The organism is Kocuria rhizosphaerae (genome assembly GCF_044462265.1).
Classification (GTDB): Bacteria; Actinomycetota; Actinomycetes; order Actinomycetales; family Micrococcaceae; genus Kocuria; species Kocuria rhizosphaerae.
Genome location: NZ_JBISWL010000087.1, coordinates 1 through 19,276 on the forward strand (window position 1 = coordinate 1; position 19,276 = coordinate 19,276).

At 73.0% G+C, this 19,276-nt stretch carries 18 protein-coding genes and 1 tRNA gene; 6 read left to right on the forward strand and 13 right to left on the reverse strand.

What is annotated here, in order from left to right:
- The first annotated feature begins 34 nt into the window (after positions 1 to 34).
- A complete protein-coding gene (gene greA, locus ACH9EU_RS10495; protein ID WP_396413877.1) occupies positions 35 to 538 on the forward strand; it encodes a transcription elongation factor GreA in 504 nt (167 codons plus the stop codon).
- A gap of 7 nt (positions 539 to 545) precedes the next feature.
- On the forward strand, positions 546 to 755 hold the full coding sequence (locus ACH9EU_RS10500; RefSeq protein WP_396413878.1) for a hypothetical protein: 210 nt from the start codon (positions 546 to 548) through the stop codon (positions 753 to 755).
- A 92-nt stretch (positions 756 to 847) separates the two neighbouring features.
- On the opposite strand, the gene ilvA is transcribed toward ACH9EU_RS10500, so the two are convergent.
- Both ilvA and ACH9EU_RS10510 read right to left on the reverse strand, forming a co-directional pair.
- Positions 848 to 2,095, reverse strand: a complete 1,248-nt coding sequence (ilvA, locus tag ACH9EU_RS10505) for a threonine ammonia-lyase (protein ID WP_396413879.1) — start codon at positions 2,093 to 2,095, stop codon at positions 848 to 850.
- A 100-nt stretch (positions 2,096 to 2,195) separates the two neighbouring features.
- The gene (locus tag ACH9EU_RS10510) at positions 2,196 to 3,617 is read right to left on the reverse strand and encodes an AI-2E family transporter (RefSeq protein ID WP_396413880.1); all 1,422 of its coding nucleotides are present in this window, start codon (positions 3,615 to 3,617) and stop codon (positions 2,196 to 2,198) included.
- An 84-nt stretch (positions 3,618 to 3,701) separates the two neighbouring features.
- On the opposite strand from ACH9EU_RS10510, the gene ACH9EU_RS10515 reads away from it, so the two are divergent.
- The gene (locus tag ACH9EU_RS10515) at positions 3,702 to 4,304 is read left to right on the forward strand and encodes a nitroreductase family protein (RefSeq protein WP_396413881.1); all 603 of its coding nucleotides are present in this window, start codon (positions 3,702 to 3,704) and stop codon (positions 4,302 to 4,304) included.
- A 94-nt stretch (positions 4,305 to 4,398) separates the two neighbouring features.
- Here ACH9EU_RS10515 and ACH9EU_RS10520 read toward each other — a convergent pair whose 3' ends face one another.
- Positions 4,399 to 5,286, reverse strand: coding sequence for a Bax inhibitor-1/YccA family protein (locus ACH9EU_RS10520; RefSeq protein ID WP_396413882.1), 888 nt, complete (start codon positions 5,284 to 5,286; stop codon positions 4,399 to 4,401).
- Between the two features lie 215 nt (positions 5,287 to 5,501).
- Between ACH9EU_RS10520 and ACH9EU_RS10525 the strand changes: the two genes are divergently transcribed.
- On the forward strand, positions 5,502 to 5,765 hold the full coding sequence (locus ACH9EU_RS10525) for a hypothetical protein (protein ID WP_396413883.1): 264 nt from the start codon (positions 5,502 to 5,504) through the stop codon (positions 5,763 to 5,765).
- A gap of 251 nt (positions 5,766 to 6,016) precedes the next feature.
- Entirely contained in the window at positions 6,017 to 8,446 is a 2,430-nt protein-coding gene (locus tag ACH9EU_RS10530; protein ID WP_396413884.1) for a S8 family serine peptidase, read from the forward strand.
- A 149-nt stretch (positions 8,447 to 8,595) separates the two neighbouring features.
- Here ACH9EU_RS10530 and ACH9EU_RS10535 read toward each other — a convergent pair whose 3' ends face one another.
- Positions 8,596 to 9,492: a helix-turn-helix domain-containing protein gene (locus tag ACH9EU_RS10535; RefSeq protein ID WP_396413885.1), complete on the reverse strand. Its 897-nt coding sequence runs from the start codon at positions 9,490 to 9,492 to the stop codon at positions 8,596 to 8,598.
- Positions 9,493 to 9,766: 274 nt separating this feature from the next.
- On the opposite strand from ACH9EU_RS10535, the gene ACH9EU_RS10540 reads away from it, so the two are divergent.
- Positions 9,767 to 9,955, forward strand: a complete 189-nt coding sequence (locus tag ACH9EU_RS10540; protein ID WP_396413886.1) for a hypothetical protein — start codon at positions 9,767 to 9,769, stop codon at positions 9,953 to 9,955.
- Between the two features lie 280 nt (positions 9,956 to 10,235).
- Here the strand turns inward: ACH9EU_RS10540 and ACH9EU_RS10545 are convergent.
- The 9 genes from ACH9EU_RS10545 to ACH9EU_RS10585 all read right to left on the reverse strand — a co-directional run bounded on the left by ACH9EU_RS10545 (position 10,236) and on the right by ACH9EU_RS10585 (position 19,274).
- Positions 10,236 to 10,309, reverse strand: a tRNA-Leu gene (locus ACH9EU_RS10545).
- A gap of 65 nt (positions 10,310 to 10,374) precedes the next feature.
- On the reverse strand, positions 10,375 to 11,784 hold the full coding sequence (locus tag ACH9EU_RS10550) for an FAD-dependent oxidoreductase (protein WP_396413887.1): 1,410 nt from the start codon (positions 11,782 to 11,784) through the stop codon (positions 10,375 to 10,377).
- 75 nt (positions 11,785 to 11,859) lie between these two features.
- A complete protein-coding gene (locus tag ACH9EU_RS10555) occupies positions 11,860 to 13,293 on the reverse strand; it encodes a S8 family serine peptidase (protein WP_396413888.1) in 1,434 nt (477 codons plus the stop codon).
- 24 nt (positions 13,294 to 13,317) lie between these two features.
- Entirely contained in the window at positions 13,318 to 14,268 is a 951-nt protein-coding gene (locus tag ACH9EU_RS10560; protein WP_396413889.1) for a Ppx/GppA phosphatase family protein, read from the reverse strand.
- An 88-nt stretch (positions 14,269 to 14,356) separates the two neighbouring features.
- Entirely contained in the window at positions 14,357 to 14,866 is a 510-nt protein-coding gene (locus ACH9EU_RS10565) for a DUF501 domain-containing protein (RefSeq protein WP_396413906.1), read from the reverse strand.
- A gap of 107 nt (positions 14,867 to 14,973) precedes the next feature.
- Complete coding sequence (locus tag ACH9EU_RS10570; protein ID WP_396413890.1) at positions 14,974 to 15,810, reverse strand: FtsB family cell division protein; 837 nt, start codon at positions 15,808 to 15,810, stop codon at positions 14,974 to 14,976.
- 107 nt (positions 15,811 to 15,917) lie between these two features.
- Entirely contained in the window at positions 15,918 to 17,201 is a 1,284-nt protein-coding gene (gene eno / locus ACH9EU_RS10575; RefSeq protein ID WP_396413891.1) for a phosphopyruvate hydratase, read from the reverse strand.
- Between the two features lie 166 nt (positions 17,202 to 17,367).
- Positions 17,368 to 18,153: a MazG family protein gene (locus tag ACH9EU_RS10580; RefSeq protein ID WP_396413892.1), complete on the reverse strand. Its 786-nt coding sequence runs from the start codon at positions 18,151 to 18,153 to the stop codon at positions 17,368 to 17,370.
- Positions 18,153 to 19,274 carry an adenosine deaminase gene (locus ACH9EU_RS10585; RefSeq protein WP_396413907.1) on the reverse strand — a complete coding sequence of 374 codons (1,122 nt, stop codon included), beginning with the start codon at positions 19,272 to 19,274 and terminating at the stop codon, positions 18,153 to 18,155. Before ACH9EU_RS10585 ends, ACH9EU_RS10580 begins: the two co-directional genes overlap by 1 nt.
- Positions 19,275 to 19,276 lie beyond the last annotated feature (2 nt).

Here is a 19,276-nt window from a genome sequence, read left to right on the forward strand (position 1 = left end):
GGCGGACCGGCCGTCCGTCCATCGAGGAGAGATTGTGACCAAGACCGACAACCACGGCGCCTGGCTGACCCAGGAGGCCTACGACCGCCTGAAGAAGGAGCTCGACCACATCTCCGGCCCGTACCGGCAGGAGATCGTGGAGCGCATCGACCAGGCCCGTTCGGAAGGTGACCTCAAGGAGAACGGCGGCTACCACGCCGCCCGCGAGGAGCAGAGCAAGAACGAGGGGCGCATCGCCCACCTGAAGGCGCTGCTGGACAACGCCCAGGTCGGCGCGGCCCCCGCCGACGACGGTGTGGTCGAGCCCGGCATGGTCGTCACCGCCGAGATCGCCGGCGAGGAGATGACCTTCCTCATCGGCTCCCGCGAGGTCGCCGAGGACCTGGCCGCGGGCGACGACATCGAGGTGTTCTCGGAGAAGTCCCCGATGGGCGCCGCGATCTCCGGCCACCGGGTGGGCGACGAGCTCTCCTACACCGCGCCCAACGGCAAGGACATCCCCGTCAGGATCGTGGACGCCAAGCCCTTCCAGGGCTGACCGCGCCGTGACCACCCACTGGTCGCGCACTCCGCGCCGCGGCACCTGGGCACTGATCGCGCTCACCGCGGTGCTCGCGGTCGTGGCCGTGGTCCTGCACCTCGCGGGACAGGGCGACCCTGCCGCGAGCGGTCCGGGGAGCCTGCGCAACGTCGTCGTGTTCGCCACGTTCGTCAGCGCGTTCGCCGCCTATGTCACCGGGCGCCGCCGGTCCTGAGCGTGTCCCCCGCCCGCCCGACGGCGCCGGTCCCCGCGAGGGGTCCGGCGCCGTCGTCGTCCGCGGGACCGGCGTCCGCTCGACGCGGACGGTCAGTGGACGACGACGGGGTGGTAGCCCTCCGCCTCGAGCGAGCGCAGGACCTGGCGGCAGTGCTCGTGGCCCTTGGTCTCCATGTCGATGGTGATGGACACGTCGCCCAGGCTCAGCGAGCCGCCGATGCGGTTGTGGTCCACGCCCGTGACGTTGGCGTCCTGGCCGGCGATGATCCTGGAGATCTGCGCGAGCTCCCCGGGGCGGTCGGTGAGCATCATCTTGATCGTCATGTACCGCCCGGCCGCCGAGAGGCCGCGCTGGATGACCTTGAGCATCAGCATCGGGTCCACGTTGCCGCCGGAGAGCACCACCACCGTGTTGCCCAGGTCCGGGTGCCTCTCCTGCAGCCCGCCGTCGAGCAGAGCGGCGACGCCCACCGCGCCGGCGGGCTCCACCACCAGCTTGTTGCGCTCCAGCAGGAAGATCAGGGCCTGGGCGAGGGAGTCCTCGGAGACCGTCACGACGTCGTCGGCGAGCTCCTTGATGATGCTGAACGGCAGCTGTCCGGGCTTGCCCACGGCGATGCCGTCCGCGATGGTCGAGACCCGCTCCAGGGTCACGAGGGCGTCCCCGGCCAGGGACGGCGGATAGGCCGCGGCGTTCTCCGCCTGCACGCCGATGACCCTGATCGGCCGGCCGAGCTGCTCCGCCCGCGCCTTGACCGCGATGGCCAGTCCCGCGAGCAGGCCCCCACCGCCCACGCCCGTGATGACCGTGTCCACGTCCGGAACCTGCTCGAGGAGCTCGAGCCCCACGGTGCCCTGCCCGGCGACGATGTCCGGGTGGTCGTAGGGGTGGACGAACACCGCGCCGGTCTCCTCGGCGTAGCGCTGCGCCTCCGTGAGGGCCTGGTCCACGGCGGTGCCGTGCAGGACGACCTCCGCGCCGTGGTCCTGGGTCGCCGCGATCTTCGGCAGCGCCGCCCCTTCGGGCATGTAGATGCGGGCGTCGATGCCGAGCCGGTCCGCGGCCAGGGCCACGCCCTGGGCGTGGTTGCCGGCCGAGGCGGCCACGACGCCCCGCGCCTTCTCCTCGTCGGTGAGCTTCGCCATCATGACGTAGGCGCCGCGCACCTTGAACGACCCGGCGCGCTGCAGGTTCTCGGCCTTGAGGTTGACCTCGGAGCCCACCCGGCGGGACAGCGCGCGGGAGTGCGCCATCGGGGTCCGGTCGATCACGCCCTCGAGGAGCGCGGCGGCCTCCTCGATGTCGGCGAGGCGCAGGGGGAGGTCGGCCAGGCTCACGGTGGTTCTTCTTTCCCGGTCGGTGCTTCGGCGGGCGGCCGCGGCCGCGGAGGCGGGCGCACGGAGGCCGCGCCCGCCGGCGGCGGGCGCGGACCCCATCCTAGTCGGTGCGCCGCGGACGCTCGGGCCCGCCCGTCACCGGCCGCTCGCCGCCGCGCGGCGGGTCCTCGGGGGTCGCCGGCGGCTCGGTGGGCCGCAGTCCCGGGATCCGGGTGGCCTCGGCGGCCCGCAGCTCCCGGCGCCCGCGCTTGAGCGCGGCCTGCAGCCGTTCCTTGGCGCGGGTCCGGCGGAACCGCTGCAGCTGGGCCATCACCTGGTCCCGGGTCAGGTGGTTGCGCCGCTGGTGCTTCTTGATCTCCCACGGGTAGTAGTACGGCTCCCACGGGATGTCGTCGTCCTGGCGCCACGATCCCCCCACGAGGTAGCGCACCACGGTGTTCAGGAACGCCATGACCGGCACGGCGAACAGGGCGCCGGCGATGCCGAACAGGATGGAGCCCGAGGCCACGGCGAGGAACACCGCCAGCGGGTGCAGGGACACGGCACGGCCCATCACGAGGGGCTGCAGGACGTTGGACTCGATCTGCTGGACGAGCAGCACCAGGCCGAGCATCACCAGGGCGGTGGTCATGCCGTTGGCCACGAGGGCCACCAGCACCGCCACGGCGCCGGTGACCACGGCACCGATGATGGGGATGAACGAGCCCAGGAACACCAGGATGCCGATGGGCAGGGCCAGCGGCACGCCCAGCAGCGCCGCGCTCAGCCCGATGCCCACGGCGTCCACGAACGCCACGAACCCCTGGATGCGGGCGTACTGCACGAGTGAGGTCCACCCCTGGCGGCCGGCGCCGTTGACCGCCCGTCGCGCGCTCGTCGGGAACAGCCGGACCAGGAACAACCAGATCCGCTCACCGTCCATGAGGAAGAAGAGGAGGGTGAAGAGCATGATGATCATGCCGGTGAGCACGCTGCCCGCCGTCGAGCCGAAGGACATCGCCCCCGAGAGGATGGCCTCGCTGTTGTCCTGCACGGTGGTGCCGAGGTCGTCGATCCAGTCGTTGACGCTGTCCGCGCTGATGTTCAGCGGCCCGTCCTCGAGCCAGCCCAGCAGCTGCTGGGTGCCGACCACCACGTTCTGGGACAGCTGGGCGAAGCCCAGCACGATCTGCCGCCCCGCCAGCACGAGCAGCCCCGTGACCAGCCCGATGAGGAGCAGCACGGCGATGCCCGAGGCCGCGCCGGCGGGCACGTGCCGGCCGCGCAGCCACTTCACCAGCGGGAAGAGGAGGCCCGCCAGCAGCCCGGAGATCAGCACGGGGATGATGACCACCGTGATCGTGGACAGCACCCAGCCGACGAGCCCGACGGCGGCCAGGATGATGATCAGCCGCCACGACCACGCGGCGGCCACCCGCACCGGGACGCTCACCCCGCCGGCGGCGTCGCCGTGCAGCGGCGGGAGCTCGTTGTCGAGCCCGGGAGCCGGCGGCGGTTCGGCGTCGTGGGAAGTCGATGGCATGGGGCCATCTTGGCACGCCGGCCCGCACCCGCGGTCGCTGCGCCGATGCCGCCCCCGCTCCGGGGACGGTGGGAGACTGGGCACATGTCTCGCACGTTCCTCCGCGTCCTGGCCCAGCGGCGGCCGGCCACCGCCCTGACCCCGGACGCCCCTCCCCGGGAGGAGCTGGAGACGGTCCTGCGCGCGGCGGCGGGAACGGCCGCCGACCGGCCGGGGCTGAGCTGGCGGGTGGCCGTGACCACGCGCCGCTCGGCCCCGGAGCTCGCGGCAGCGCTCGCCGGGATGACCCGGGTCCCGAACATGGCCGCGCCGTTCCCCCGCCTGAAGGGCAAGCAGCTGCGCCGGCTGGCGGCCTTCCGCGGCGCCCTGAAGTGGGCGAGCACGGGAGGTCTGGGCTGCGCGGTGATCTTCAGTCCCGACGACGCGCTCGGGTCCTCGCGCAAGGAGCAGCTCGCCGCGGCGCACGGGGCGCGCCCGCTCCTGGAGGCCGCGTTCTGGGCGGCCGGCTGGGCGACGGCGTGGGCCGCCCGCGACGGTGCGGGCGAGGACGCCGTCCGGGCGTTCTACGGCCTCGCCGAGGACGAGAAGATCCTCGGCTGGCTGTTCGTGGGCCGTCCGCCGCGGGCAGCGGCGGCCGACCACGCGGCCACCCGGCCCACGCCGGGGCCGCGGGTGACCTACCTCTGAAGACCTCGGCCGCCGGGCCCCGAGGGAACGACACCGGCCCGGAACCCGCGGGCTGCGGGTTCCGGGCCGGTGTGCTGCGTGCCCAGGAGCGGTCCTACTGGGAGGTCATCTCCCGGATGATCGCCAGGATCCGCAGGATCTCGATGTAGAGCCACACCAGGGTGACCGTCAGACCGAACGCGGCCGACCAAGCCAGCTTCTGCGGCACGCCGGCCTCGACGCCGCGCTTGATGTTGTCGAAGTCCAGCACGAAGCTGTAGGACGCGAGCAGGATCGCGACGGCGCCGATGAGCAGCCCCAGCCACGGGCCCAGCGGGCTGTCCGTGCGGATGTTGAAGCCGAAGAGCAGGACGGCCCCGAGGTTGACCAGTGCGAACACGGCGTAGGCCATGAGCGCGACCATGAAGATCTTGGTCGCCCGGGCGGAGGCCCGCAGCTTCCCGGACCGGAAGAGCACGAGCACGGAGCCGAACACCGCGAGGGTGCCGATCACCGCCTGGATCGCGATGCCCGGGTACATGGTCTCGAAGATCCCCGAGATGCCGCCCAGGAACATGCCCTCGAACAGGCCGTAGCCGAGGATCAGGGCGGGCGAGGGGTTGCGCTTGAAGGCGTTGACCAGGCCCAGCACGAGCCCGATGACCAGCCCGGGCAGGATCAGGACCGGCATCACCCAGCCGGCGAGCGCCCCGACGACGACGGCGCCGAGCACCATCGCGGTGCGCACCACGACGTCGTCGTAGGTCATCCGGCCGGTCTGGTTGGTCCCGGCGGCCGGGGCGTTGTACATCGAGTCCAGGCGCTCGGCCGTCCAGGGGTCGCCCTGCTGGGGACGTCCGTAGCCGCCCTGCCCGGTCCGCCCGGGTCCGGGCTGCTGGTAGGCGGACCCGTAGGAGGTCTGTCCGTACTGGGTCCCGGAGGGCTGGGCGCCGGCCGCGCCCGGCTTGGAGAAATCGCGGAGAAGCGGGTTTCCGCCGGCCATGTGTCGATCCTTCCCTGGCACTGGGGGTGCTGTTGTTCCCCCAGGGTAGCAACGTGAGCATCACGGGAGCAGGAGAACTGCTGTGCTTAAGCCGACAGCGTGCGCACGGCCCGTCGCGGACGGGGACGGCTGCCCCCAGGTGTGCGGACAGACAACCGTTTGCGGATGCACACATGCTGGTCGGGACCGCTCCCGTCCCGCTCCGGAGGCATCCCGTGCCAGAGTCCCCGCTCCAGTGGCTGTCCCTGGCCGCCATTCCCCTACTGCTGGTCGCCGGGGGCTTCGCCGTGCTGCACTGGGCCCGCTACATCGGCACGCTGACGAGCCTCCGGCACCCCGCCCCCGACGCCTCCGCCGTCGCGCGGCTGCGGCTGGCCGGCGAGGAGCACTACCGGCGGGCCTACCGCCACAGCTGGCAGGTCGTGGCCGTCGTGGCCCTGGGCATGGGCGCCGCCCTGCTCGTTCCCCTGCTCGCGTGATCGCCGGGGGTCGCGGGCCGGAGTGACCGCGATCCGGCCACGTGCCGCCCACCTCCCTGGCCGCTCCCTGCCCCCAGGGCGCGGACCCCGCCCTGGACCGGCCCGCAGGGTCACATTTCGTGACACTCCCGTTATATCTTTCTGCATTGATTTGCATGTGAGAATCTAGTCACGGATCCCCCGAGCACTCCTTCCCCGGAGCCTTCCCCTGCCACGAGGAGCCGTCCACACCCCCCTCCAGGAGTATGCCCATGCGCCGATCCGCGCTCGTCCCCAGTCTGTCCGCCCTCACCCTGGCTCTCGTGCTGGCCCCCCTCGCCCCGGCCGTGGCCGTCCCGGCCGAGGAGGACGGCTCCCCGTCCTCCCAGCAGCTCACGGATCAGGCCCCGCCCGAGATCACCGACCGGATGATCGTCAAGTACCGGGACGGCGTCCCGGGCGACGCGTCCGAGGAGGCCGCAGGGGAAGGGGTCCAGGAGGCGGCCCGCAAGGCCGGCGTCCCCGAGGCCGAGCAGGCCACCGGGGTGCGGACGACGGGCGACGGCGCGGCAGTGGTGGAACTGACCGCGGAGGTCTCGACGGGGACGGCCGAGGAGCTGGCAGAGGAGCTGGAGAAGGACCCGGACGTGGACTGGGCGGAGCCGGACCGGCTGGTCTTCACCGCCCGGACCCCGGGCACGGAGCCCCCGCAGGACGAGGAGATGGCCTCGGTGGCCGCGGCCGCCTACGACGCCGACGCCCCGTACATGTGGGCCCTCACCAGCCTGGGGGCGTTCCGCGCCTGGGACACGGCCACCGGCAAGGGCATGACCATCGGGATCGTGGACACCGGATTCGCCAACCACCCCGACCTCGACGCCAAGACCATCGACGACTACGACTTCGTCTCGACCGCCAACCTCGGCAACGACGGCAACGGCCGCGACGCGGACGGCCGCGACCCCGGCACCTACTCGACCTACGGGCAGTGCTACCCCGGCTCCCCCGCCTCGAACTCGATCTGGCACGGCACGCACGTGGCCGGCACGGCGGCCGCGGCCTCCAACACCTACGGCACCGTGGGCATCGCCCGCGACGCGACGCTGCTCAACGCCCGTGCGCTCGGCGCGTGCGGCACGGGCTACGTGTCCGACATGGCCGACGCCGTGCGCTGGCTGGCGGGCGACGCCGTCGCCGGCGTCCCCGCGGCGAAGAAGCGCGCCGACGTGATCAACATGTCCCTGTCGATGAACGGCGGCTGCCCGGTCGTGCTGCAGAACGCGATCAACACCGCCTGGTTCCGCAACATCCCGGTGGCCGTGGCCGCGGGCAACGTGAACCAGCCGGCCATCAACCACGCCCCGGGCAACTGCTACAACGTCATCACCGTGGGCGCGGTCACCTCCGCCAACACCCGCGCCGGCTACTCCAACCACGGCGGGGCCGTGGACATCTACGCGCCGGGCCACTACATCCACTCCTCCGGCAACACGGGCACCAAGGGCCCGGTGGCCCCGAACACCCGCATCGACTACGGCACGTCCATGGCCAGCCCGCACGTGGCCGGCACCCTGGCGCTGCTGAAGCAGAAGAACCCGGGACTCACCTCGGACCAGTACAAGAAGCTCATCCTGGACTCGGGCGACCCGTTCGCCGAGGGCAAGACGCTCAACACCCACGACGCCCTGTACATCACCAGGGCGGGGACGACCGTGACCCCCGCGGCCCCCTCCCCCACGCCCCTGTACACCACCAAGGGCGCCATCGGCTCGCTGTACACGAGGATCAGGTCCGTGATCGGGGAGCCGACCGCCAACGAGCGGGCGATCGGCACCGGCGTCCACCAGACCTTCACCAAGGGCACCATCTACTGGACCGCCGCCACCGGGGCCTACGCGGTGCGGGGCGGCGTCGAGGGCGCCTTCAAGCACAGCGGCGGGGCCACCGGCGCGCTCCGCTTCCCGAGCTCGGAGGAGAAGCCCAACGGCCTGGGCGGCGTCTACCAGGTCTTCCAGGGCGGCAAGATCCTCTGGTCCCCCCAGACGGGGGCCCACGCCCTGACGGGACGGATGAACGAGGTCTTCGGCGCGACCGGCCACGAGCGCGGTCTGCTCGGGTACCCCACCGGGAACACGAAGAGCAACGGTGCCGGCGGCTGGTACCAGACGTTCCAGCGGGGCCGGATCCTGGCGAACTCCTCCGCGGCCCACCCCATCGTCGGCGCGGTCAGCACCGCCTACACCCGGGCCGGCAGCGAGCACGGGGACCTCGGCTACCCGACCTCCGGGGAGCTCAAGGACGGCTCCGCCGGCGTGTACCAGAACTTCCAGCGGGGCCGGATCGCGTGGAGCCCCTCCGGCGGGGCCCGTGTCCTGAAGGGCGCGATCGGGGCACGCCACGCGTACCTCGGCTCCCACACCGGCGTGCTCGGCTACCCCGTCTCCGACGAGGCGGGCACCGGCAGCGGCGGGTCCTACCAGAGGTTCCAGCACGGCCGGATCTACTGGAGCTCCGCGACCGGCGCCCGGGCGATCACGGGTTCCATCGGAAACGCCTACGTGGCCCTGGGCGGCACGAAGAGCCGGCTGGGCTTCCCCTCCACGGGCGAGCTCCAGCGCACGGACCGGTCGGTCGTGCAGTACTTCCAGGGCGGGACGATCACCTGGCGCCCCGGGGGCACCGTGCGGATCGACTACCGCTGATCCGGGCCCACCGGCCGACGGCCCCGCTCCGCACCGCGCGGAGCGGGGCCGTTCCACGTCCAGGGTCCCTCCGCGCCACCGGCACCGTGAGCGGGCTCCCGGCGGCGTGCCGGCGACGACGAGGTCGAGGCCTCGGGGGCCGCGTCGGTTCAGGCCCGCAGGGTGGCGGCCGGGTTCTCCCTGTACCGGTCCCGGTAGGCGGCCGCGAAACGGCCTCGGTGGACGAATCCCCACCGGGCCGCAACGGCCTCCACACTGTCGCCGGCGGCGGGGTCGGCCGCCAGGAGCTCTGTCCGCACCGCCTCCAGCCGCAACCCGCGCAGGTGGGCCGTCGGGGTGGTGCCGAGCTCACGGCGGAACGCCGCCTGCAGCCCTCGCGGGCTCATCCGGGCTGCCTCGGCGATCTGCGCCAGCCCGATGTCAGCGGCGAGGTCCTCCTCCATGAACGCCACCGCGCGGGACACCCCGTCCGAGACCGTGGCCTGCGTCAGCGCGTCGGACTGCCGGTCCAGGAAGGTGCTGGGGAACGCGTGCAGCACGGCGGTGGCCAGGCACCGGAAGGCCTCCTCCCGGACCAGTGGGGAAGCCATGGCACCTTCGTTGCCCAAGTGGTCCCGCGCGAAGGTCGACACGGCCGTCGCCAGGTACCGGGCCATGGCCGGGGACACCGGCCTGGTGCCGGTGAAGCGCAACCGGAACCGCTCCACCCCCAGCAACCCCGCAGCGTGTGCCTCCAGAGCTGTCACCTCCAGGGACGCGGTCAGCAGATCCAGGTCCCCCCACCGGGCCGTGTAGGGACGAGCCGGGAACAAGAACGGAACAGCTCCGCGGGTGGTGCAGGCGGCCTCGGTGACAGCCAGGCGTCCACCCAGAACCCGGCCGACGCGGACGGTATCGGGGGCCTCGACGAGTGCCCCCGCCGGCGCCCCGGTGATCCGGGCCCGCTCCAGGCCCACCTTCTCGATGGACCTGACCTCTTGAGCGATGGAGAACGGCGCATCCGGGGCCACCCGGATCTTCTTGACCGCGTATACGCGCTCGAGCACGTCCAGACCCTCGGCCGGATCACAGGTGGCGAACCGCAAACGCCTGACCGCCGGCGACTCCGGCGCCCCGCCGTGAGCGCCCGGCAGGGCCTGCTGCCCGGAACTCGTCACGTTCTCCACCACGGGGGAGGACACGGAGGAGGACACGGAGGAGGAACGGACACCGGGAAGGGTCGAGGCAAAGGGGAACCTCCCGAGAGGAATGAGAACCACAGGCACCGGTGTGGCTATGTCATCAAAAATAGGCCCACGGGCCACCCGCTGACAACCCGGGATGGGTGAGCTGTTCAGCCGTTTGCCGTCGTGGACCACCTCGATGTGCTCCGCGACGGCGAACCGGGTGCGGGCACGGGTGGTGCAGTCTTGCCGGAGGGACATCTCGTTCGTCACGGTGGCGACGATCGACTCGGCGGCGGCGCTGTCCCGACACGTGCCGGTGCGGCCCGTGCTGGGCTTCACGTAGATCCGCCGGCAGTGGATGTTGTCCTCTGCCGCGGCGCGCCCGGGGAGGATGGCCCGGTTCGGCCGTCTCGGACGTCCTGGTGATCGGGTCGGGGGCCCGCCGTGGTTCCTCGCCGTGGACGGTGGTGCATCGGTAGGCGCGCCGTCTCACCGCCTTCGGGACGGGCTCGTGCACGATGTCGACGACCGACCCAACGCTGCACGGGCGGCTCTCCTGGTCGGGCCGGGCCGCGATGGGTGCCGCGATCACCCCGCCCAAGAGCAGCGCCGAGGATCAGCTGTGCCCCCACTGGGACTCGAACCCAGACTGAGCGGATTTTAAGTCCGCTGCCTCTGCCGATTGGGCTATGGGGGCCGGAGACGGCTCGACCCCGCCGCGGAACGCCACCCGGGCGGGGTCGAGCCGTCGCACGGACTCCGTCAGAGATTGGCCTTGCGGGGTGCGGGCGCCTTGCCGGCCGCGACCTGGAACCGCGTGCGCGGATCCCGTTCGTGGCGCAGCGGGGTCGTGTCGCCGCCGAAGGCGAAGTTCAGCGCCCACTCGGTGAACACCCGAACCTTGCGGTCCAGGGTGGGGATCGCGTAGCCGTGATAGACGCGGTGCATCGACCACGCGAGGACGCCGGAGAACTCCAGGCCCTGCGGGGGCAGGCCCGGCAGGCCCTTGATGCTGGCCACGCCCTTGTAGAGGCCGAGGCCGGCGACCGCGCCGAGGTTCTCGTGGTAGTAGTCCTCGAGCGGCTTGCCGTTGCGGGCGGCGAGGATGTTCTTGGCCATCAGCTTCGCCTGGCGCACGGCGTGCTGGGCGTTGGGGACGCAGAAGCCGCCCACTCCCCCGCCGGTGAGGTCGGGGACGGCGGCCACGTCCCCGGCGGCCCACGCGCCCTCGAGGGGCCCGTCGTCGCCGGTGATCCGCAGGTCCGCCCCGGCGCGGACGCGGCCCCGCTGGTCGAGCGGGAAGTCCGTGCTCTTCACGAGCGGGTTGGCCTGCACACCGGCGGTCCAGATGAGCGTGTCGGTCGGGAACTCGCCGGCCGGGGACTTGTCCTGCATGTCGATGAGCTTGAGGTTCTTGTCCACCGCGGAGTCCAGGGAGGTGTTGAGCAGGACCTCGATGCCGCGGCTGCGCAGGTGTGCCACGACCTTCTCCGCGCGCTCCTCGGAGACCTCCGGCATGATCCGGCCCATGGCCTCGATGAGCACGATGCGCAGGTCGGAGACCGTGAGCCGCTCGTTGCGCTCCACCGCGGCGCGGGCCATGTCCTCGATCTCACCGATGGTCTCCACGCCGGCGAAGCCGCCTCCGACCACCACGAAGGTCAGGGCGCGGCGCCTCTCGTCCTCGTCCGCGGTCAGCGACGCGACCTCGATCCGTTCGAGGACCCAGTTGCGCACGGCGATGGCCTCCTCGATGGTCTTGAGGCCGATGCCGTTCTCCGCGAGGCCCTCGATGGGGAACGCCCGGGTCACCGAGCCGCCGGCGATCACGATCTCGTCGTAGGCCAGTTCGAAGGTCTCGCCCTCGTCGATGCCCTTGACGGTCGCCGTGCGGTTCGCGTGGTCGACGCCGAGCACGTGCCCGGTGACGATCTCGCTGTCGCGCAGGTGCTGGCGGTGGGGCACGACGGCGCTCCGCCCGGAGATCTTGCCGCCGGCCACCTCGGGCAGGAACGGGAGGTACATCATGTACGGGTTGGGGTCCACCACGGTGACGACCCCGCCGGAGTCCTTGATCCGCTTCTGCAGTTCCTGCGCGACGGTGAAGCCGACGTAGCCTCCGCCGACGATCAGCAGGCGAGGACGGTCCTTGGCCAATTGAGTGAAAGACATGCCCCCGAGTCTACTCAGAAAGCGGCCGTGCTCCGTGCTCCCGCGGGACGGCGGGCGCCGTCCCGCGGCGCCACCTCAGGACTCCCCTGCCGTGCCCTGCCGGGTGAGCTGACGGATGTGCACGACCGCCCCGGCGGTGAGGCCGAGCACGAGCACCCCGAAGCCGGAGAGCACGACCACGGGCAGCAGACCGGTCTCGTCGATGGGCGGGACGGGCTCGGGCGGGGCGACCTCCGCGTCGACCTCCTCGGTGGTCGAGGCGGCGCTGTCCACGGGGGTGGGCGTGGGGCTGGACGCGGCGGTGCGCCGGTGCACCTGGACCCACTGCCGCATGCTGCCCAGCGGGTTGCGCTCGACCGTGGGGACGTTCTCCGTGAGCGCGGCCTCGACGTCGAGCACACCGTAGCCGTAGAGCGGGTCCTTGCCGGGGGCACCGGTGTCCCGGGCCGTCGAGACGATCCGGTTGGCGACCTGCGCGGAGCTCATGTCCGGCCACTTGGCCTTGATCAGGGCGGCCGTCCCGGCCACCACCGGCGCCGCGGCGGACGTCCCGGCCCACGTGGCGTAGCGGTCGCCGGGGATGGCGCCCACCATGTCCTCCGACGGGCCGGCCACGGCGATGGAGATGCCCTGGGAGGAGGACTCCCAGCTGGCCTCCCCGGTGCGGCCCACGCCGCCCACCGTGAGGACCCCGGGGATGGTGGCCGGGGCCCCCACCTGCACGAGCCCGGATCCGCGGTTGCCCGCCGAGGCGACGACGAGCACGTCGTTGGCCTCGGCGTGGAGGAAGGCGGCGTCCCAGCTCTCGGGCCAGGACGTGGAGTTGGAGCCGACCGACATGTTGATGACGTCGGCGCCGTTGTCCACGGCCCACCGGACCGCGTCCGGGATCTGCTGGTCGACGTCGCGCGTCTCCGCCGTCTCGTTCCCGAGCCACGTGGAGACGGCCAGCACCTCGGCGTCCGGGGCCACGCCGATGATGCCGGCGGGCCGGCCCGGGGCGGGGTCGTCCTTGCCGCCGGACGGGACGTGGCCCCGGCCGGCGGCCACGGAGGCCACGAGCGTGCCGTGCTCGGGCTCCGCGCCGAGGCCCTCCTGCCCGTTCGCGGCCCCGCCACCGGAGACGTCGGTGCCACCGACCACGGCGCCCCGGAGGTCCTGGTGGGAGCCGTCCACGCCCGTGTCGATGACGGCGATCCGCACGCCCTTCCCCGTCGACTCCTTCCACGCGTCCCGGATGCCGTACTCGTCCAGCCAGTACTGCAGCGGTCGGATGCCGTCCTCCGCGATGCGCGAGGTGTCGGGCGCGCGGGTGGCGGCGTCCCCCGGAGGGGCTGTCACGGGGTTCTCGATCGGGATGCTCGGCGCGGGGCGCGCCGGGCGGGCGTGGGCCGGCTCGGTCCCGGGAAGGACGAGCGCCGAGGCCCCGACCAGGGCCGAGGCCGCGCAGGCGGCGCCCCACCGCGAGAGGGTGCGGCGGCGCTGGGGTCGGGGGCAGCTGTGGAGCATGGAACCTTCCGGGGACTTGGGGGGTCAGCCGAGCTGGGAGAGGGCGATGCCGTCCAAAATATCGTGCTCGCTGGCGATCGCCGACTCCACGCGTCCGGCGGTGGCCGAGCCGATCCGCTCCACAATGCGCCGCCACACCAGGGCGCCGCCGCCGATGACGTCCACGCGGCCCGCGTGCATGTACGGCAGCCGGGCGCGCTCCTCGCGGGTCATGGCGGTGAGCTCCCGGCACGCACGCACGATCCGGTCCGCGGGCAGCTCCGTCCCGTCGATGACCTCGGGGTCGTAGGCCGGGAGCCCGAGAGCGTGCGCCGTGACGGTGGTGACCGTGCCCGCGACGCCCACCAGGTGCGTGGTCTCGGCCAGCGGGACGGTCTGCGCGACGACGTCGACGGCGTGGTCGACGTCCCGCAGCACGGCTTCCTGCTGGGCCGTCGTCGGCGGGTTCGAGCCGAGGTGGCGCTCCGTGAGCCGGACGCACCCGATGTCGACGCTGCGCTCCGCGCGCACGCCCGCGGCGTTGCCGAGCACGAACTCCGTGGAGCCGCCGCCGAGGTCGACGACGAGGACCCGGTGGGCGGGGTCGTCGCCCCGCACCGCGGCCGAGGCACCGAGGAAGGACAGTTCGGCCTCCTCGTCGCCGGAGATCACCTCCGGCGTCACGCCGAGGCGCTCACGGATGCCGGCGAGGAAGACGTCACGGTTGCCGGCGTCGCGGGTGGCGCTGGTGGCCACGAACCGCAGCCGCTGCGCCCCGTGCTCCTCCAGCAGTCGCGCGTACTCGTCGGCGGCCGCGAAGGTGCGCTCGAGGGCCGCCTCGGCCAGCCACCCGGTCGCGTCGACGCCCTGCCCGAGGCGCACCACGCGCATCTCGCGCACGACGTCGTCGAGCACCGGGAGCCCGTCCTCCTCCCGGGTGTCGGCGATGAGCAGTCGGATGGAGTTGGTGCCGCAGTCGATGGCGCCTGTGCGCATGGGTCGTCCTCGGGGTGGCGGGTCGGGGGTGGCGGGCCGGGGTGGCGGGCCCGGATGGACAGGGTCGGCGGGTGGCCTCCGGAGCGGGTCAGTCCTCGCGCCAGGCGGGGTCGCAGTGACAGGCCGTGGGCGTCCACCACTCGGCGATGGCCTCGAGCGTCTCGTCGCCGAGCGGGTTCACCCCGGGGCCGGCGGCGAGCGCGTGCCCGGCGAGCACGTGCAGGCACTTCACCCGCACGGGCATGCCGCCCGCGGAGATCCCCTCGATCTCGGGGACGGGCCCGGTGCCGGCCTTGGCCCCGATCCGGGCCCGCTCGGCGAGGTAGTCCTCGTGGGCGGTGCGGTGGGCGGCGGCGAGCTCCTCGTCCTGGGCGATCCGGTCGCTCATCGCGTACATCAGCCCGGCCGCCTCCAGCCGGGACACCGCGGCCGTGACGACAGGGTGGGCGAGGTAGAAGACGGTCGGGAAGGGCGTGCCGTTCGCCAGCCGCGGTGCGGTGGCCGCCACGAGGGGGTTGCCGCACGTGCAGCGCGCGGGGATCTCGACGACGTCGCGCACAGGCCGCCCCAGCTGTCGCGAGAGGACCCGCAGGTCCATGGCCGTGGGCTCGACCGTCTCCGCGGTCACCCCGAGTCCCCGCGGGGCGGGTGCCGCCCCGCGGGGCTCTCCGGTGTCGTGTTCGTGCTGGGCGTTCACGCCGTTCCTCACTCCGCGGCCGTGCCGCGGCGGTCGGTCGCCGCGTCCTGCGGCTCGTCGATGGGGGCGGCCGGGGCGATGTCCCCGGCCTGCTCGTCCGCGCCGACGGCGGGCGGCGCGCCGCCCGGGGCGACGTCGGCCGTGCCGGGCGCGGCGGGATCCGTGGCGGTTCCCGGCGCGGCGGGACCGGCGTCGCCGTGGGCGCCGGACTCCTCCGGGGTGACGGTTCCCTCCGGGGTGACGGTGTCCTCCGGGGTGACGGTTCCCTCCGGGGTGACGGTTCCCTCCGGGACGCCCGTGCCGGACGTGCCCGTGTCCTCCGGGGCGGCCACGTCGGCGGCGCCGGTGTCCTCGTAGGCGGAGGCGACCACGGACTGCCACAGGGCGTCCACCCAGGCGGGCTTGTCGGCCTCGATCTGCGCCGCCGAGGAGTCCACCATCTCACCGGCCATCTCGTCGGCGCCGACCACCAGGTAGGACCGCTCCCCCGGCATGACGTAGAGCAGCCGGTCCCGGGCCTGCTGCTTCACGTAGGTCTCGTCCGACCACTGGTCGACCTGGTCCTCGAGGGACGACTGCTGCTCCTCCATGTCCGCGATGGCGCTCTCCAGGGCGGCGATCTCGGCGCGCTGCTCGAGGTAGATCTTCGTGGTCGGGGCCGCCAGGAACACGATCAGCACGACCACGAGCATCAGGACGAGCAGGCGGCCGCTGAAGGTCCGGGCGGGGGTGGGGGCGCCCACCGCCGTCGAGCCGCCGGGGCCTTCCTGCTCCCGCTCCCGGCCACCCCGGGCGTCGTCCCGACCGCCGAGCAGGCGGGTCGTGCGGGGGCGGGAAGGGGGCATGCTGACCTCACGGGCGTCGGACGGGAACGGGGTCGAGTCTAACCGCCCGCACGGGCGGCCGTCCGGGGACGACCGCCCGCGCCGCGGACCGGCTCAGCCGGCGGGGGTCACTTCGCGCTGTAGCGCGGGAACGCCGAGGCCCCGGCGTAGCGCGCGGCGTCGCCGAGCTCCTCCTCGATGCGCAGCAGCTGGTTGTACTTGGCCACGCGCTCGGAGCGGGCCGGCGCGCCGGTCTTGATCTGCCCGGCGTTCGTGGCCACGGCGATGTCCGCGATCGTCGTGTCCTCGGTCTCGCCCGAGCGGTGGGAGATCATGCAGTGGAACATGTGGCGCTGGGCCAGGGAGATCGCGTCGAAAGTCTCGGTGAGCGAGCCGATCTGGTTCACCTTCACGAGCAGCGCGTTGCCGGCGCCCTCCTCGATGCCGCGGGCCAGCCGCTCCGGGTTCGTCACGAACAGGTCGTCGCCGACGATCTGGACCTGGGTGCCCACGGACGCGGTGAGGGTCTGCCAGCCCTCCCAGTCGTCCTCGTCGAGCGGGTCCTCGATGGAGACGATGGGGTAGTCCCGCACGAGCTCCTCGTAGTAGGAGGTCATCTCGGCGGAGCTCAGCTTCTTGCCCTCGAAGCTGTAGGCGCCGTTCTCGAAGAACTCGGAGGAGGCGACGTCGAGGGCGAGTGCCACGTCGGTGCCCACCGTGTAGCCGGCCTTCTCGATGGCCTCGGAGATCAGGTCGAGCGCGGCACGGTTGGACTCCAGGTTCGGGGCGAACCCGCCCTCGTCGCCCAGGCCGGTGGCCAGGCCGCGCTCCTTGAGCACGCCCTTGAGCGCGTGGTAGACCTCCACGCCCGTGCGCAGCGCCTCGGAGAACGTCGCCGCGCCGATGGGGGCGATCATGAACTCCTGGATGTCCACGTTGGAGTCGGCGTGGGAGCCGCCGTTGAGGATGTTCATCATGGGCACCGGGAGCACGTGCGCGTTGGGGCCGCCGAGGTACTTGTAGAGCTCCAGGTCCGAGGCGTTGGCGGCGGCACGGGCCACGGCGAGGGACACGCCCAGGATCGCGTTGGCGCCGATCTTGCCCTTGTTGTCCGTGCCGTCGAGCTCGAGCATCGTCTGGTCGATCAGGCGCTGGTCGGTGGCGTCGAGGCCGATCACGGCCTCGCCGATCTCCTCGTCGACCGCCTTCACGGCGTCGAGGACGCCCTTGCCGAGGTACACGTTCTTGTCGCCGTCGCGGCGCTCGACGGCCTCGAAGGCGCCGGTCGAGGCGCCGGAGGGCACGGCGGCCCGGCCGTAGCTGCCGTCCTCGAGCAGGACCTCGACCTCGACGGTCGGGTTTCCTCGCGAGTCGAGGATCTGGCGGGCGTGCACTGCGGTGATCATGGCCATGGGTTGCTCCTGACGTGGTGCTGTCGGTGGATGGTCGGACGTGCGGGGTGGGGCGGGCGGGTCAGCGGTACCGGGCACCGGCCGGGACCCGCCCTCGCCGGGACCGGGCGCGCCCAGCGGCTCCCAGCCTAGCGACTCGCTGCGGCGCGCCGGGCCCCGGCGGGCATCAGGCGCCGTCCCGAGCCGCGACGAACGCGCGGACGGCCCCGCGCAGGGACCGCTCGGCGTCCAGCCCGCGGGCCGAGGCCGAGCGCACGAGGTCGAACAGCGCCTCCCCGAGCTCCTCCTCAGTGCGCGGGCCGGGTGCCGGTGCCGCGGACCCCGCGGGCCCTGCGGACGCCGCGGACCCTGCAGACGCACCCGGCCCTGCGGGCTCTGCGGGCTCGAGACCGTGCTTCCGCGCGCGCGCCAGGGTCTTCTCGGCCAGCGCCAGGGCCGGCAGGTGCGGCGGGACGCCGTCGAACGGACCGGTCCGCTCGGGCTTCTCCGTGCTCTTGAGGTCCTCCCAGCGGGAGTGCAGCTGCTCGAGGGTGTGCTCGCCCGCCGCGTCGCCGGTGGCCCCGACGTCGAAAACGTGCGGGTGCCGGCGGACGAGCTTGGCGGTGATCGCCTCGAGCACGTCGTCGATGTCGAAGCCTCCCTCCGCGCGGGGACGCTCCTGGGCGACGCGGGCGTGGAAGACGACCTGCAGGAGGACGTCGCCGAGCTCCTCGACGAGCAGCTCCGCGTTGGCCTCCGGCCCGCCCTGGGCCTCGACGGCCTCCACCACCTCGTAGGCCTCCTCGACCAGGTAGCGCACGAGCGACTCGTGGGTCTGCCGGCCGTCCCAGGCGCACCCGCCCGGGGAGCGCAGCCGGTCCATGACGGCCACGAGCTCCGTGAACCGCTGTCCCGTGCGCCCGGGGACGCCCTGCGTCTCCGGGACGTTGTCGGTGCCGTGCCCCTGGCTCATCAGTGCATCTCCTCGAATCCCTCGGTGATCATGCCTTCCAGCGCGCTGCGGTCCTCGAGCGGGAGGAACGCCGCTGCCGCCGCGTTGCGCTGCAGCCGCTCGAGGTCCTCGATCCCGTAGCCGAAGTGCCTCACGAGGAACGCGAGCTCGTCCGTGACCGTGGTCCCGCTCATCAGCCGGTTGTCCGGGGAGACGGTCACGGTGAACCCGGTCCGGTAGAGCATGTCGACGGGGTGCTGGGCGGGCTCGGAGCCGAATCCCGCGACCGCCCCGGTCTGCAGGTTCGACGTGGGGCAGATCTCGAGGGCGATGCCCCGGTCCCGGACCCACCCGGCGGTGCGGCCGAGGTCGACGACCGCGACGTCCTCGACGTAGTCGATGTCGATGTCCTCCGCGATGCGCACGCCGTGGCCCAGCCGCAGGGCGCGGCCCGTGGCGAGGGCGTCGCGGATGGACTCGATCCCCGCCGACTCCCCCGCGTGCAGGGTCACCGGCACGAGCTCGTCGGCGAGCAGCTCGAGTGCGGCCCGGTGGCGGGCCGGCGGGAAGCCGTCCTCGGGCCCCGCCAGGTCGAAGCCCACCACCCCGCGGTCACGGTTGTCCACGACCAGCCGGGCGATCTCGAGCGAGCGGTCCGCCTGGCGCATCGCGCACAGGATCTGCGTGACGGAGACGATGTGCCCGGCGTCCTCCGCCGCGAGCACACCCTCGGAGAGCCCCAGCCGGACGGCTTCGACGGCCTCGTCCATCGACATCCCGCCGGCCGTGTGCTGCTCGGGCGCCCAGCGGACCTCCGCGTGCACCACGCCGTCGGCCACGAGGTCCTCGACGTACTCCCTGGCGCAGCGCACGAGCGACTCCGGCGTCTGCATGACCGCCACGGTGTGCTCGAAGGTCTCCAGGTAGCGCAGCAGCGAGCCGGCGCCCGCGCTCTCGCGCATCCACCGGCCCAGGGACTCCGGGTCCTCAACCGGCAGGCGGTGGCCGGCCGCGGTCGCGAGGTCGACGACCGTGGCGGGGCGCAGGGCCCCGTCGAGGTGGTCGTGCAGGCAGACCTTGGGCAGGTCGCGCAGGATCCCGTTCGGCACGCGGGCGGGCTGCCGGTCGGCGGAGGTCAGCATCA

Bases quoted from the DNA above. Each gene is read 5' to 3' on its own strand.
- ACH9EU_RS10510 (WP_396413880.1), bottom strand. From the start codon at position 3,617: ATGCCATCGACTTCCCACGACGCCGAACCGCCGCCGGCTCCCGGGCTC.
- ACH9EU_RS10515 (WP_396413881.1), top strand. From the start codon at position 3,702: ATGTCTCGCACGTTCCTCCGCGTCCTGGCCCAGCGGCGGCCGGCCACC.
- ACH9EU_RS10520 (WP_396413882.1), bottom strand. From the start codon at position 5,286: ATGGCCGGCGGAAACCCGCTTCTCCGCGATTTCTCCAAGCCGGGCGCG.
- ACH9EU_RS10530 (WP_396413884.1), top strand. From the start codon at position 6,017: ATGCGCCGATCCGCGCTCGTCCCCAGTCTGTCCGCCCTCACCCTGGCT.
- ACH9EU_RS10540 (WP_396413886.1), top strand. From the start codon at position 9,767: ATGGGTGAGCTGTTCAGCCGTTTGCCGTCGTGGACCACCTCGATGTGC.
- ACH9EU_RS10550 (WP_396413887.1), bottom strand. From the start codon at position 11,784: ATGTCTTTCACTCAATTGGCCAAGGACCGTCCTCGCCTGCTGATCGTC.
- ACH9EU_RS10555 (WP_396413888.1), bottom strand. From the start codon at position 13,293: ATGCTCCACAGCTGCCCCCGACCCCAGCGCCGCCGCACCCTCTCGCGG.
- ACH9EU_RS10560 (WP_396413889.1), bottom strand. From the start codon at position 14,268: ATGCGCACAGGCGCCATCGACTGCGGCACCAACTCCATCCGACTGCTC.
- ACH9EU_RS10565 (WP_396413906.1), bottom strand. From the start codon at position 14,866: ATGGACCTGCGGGTCCTCTCGCGACAGCTGGGGCGGCCTGTGCGCGAC.
- ACH9EU_RS10570 (WP_396413890.1), bottom strand. From the start codon at position 15,810: ATGCCCCCTTCCCGCCCCCGCACGACCCGCCTGCTCGGCGGTCGGGAC.
- eno (WP_396413891.1), bottom strand. From the start codon at position 17,201: ATGGCCATGATCACCGCAGTGCACGCCCGCCAGATCCTCGACTCGCGA.
- ACH9EU_RS10580 (WP_396413892.1), bottom strand. From the start codon at position 18,153: ATGAGCCAGGGGCACGGCACCGACAACGTCCCGGAGACGCAGGGCGTC.
- ACH9EU_RS10585 (WP_396413907.1), bottom strand. From the start codon at position 19,274: ATGCTGACCTCCGCCGACCGGCAGCCCGCCCGCGTGCCGAACGGGATC.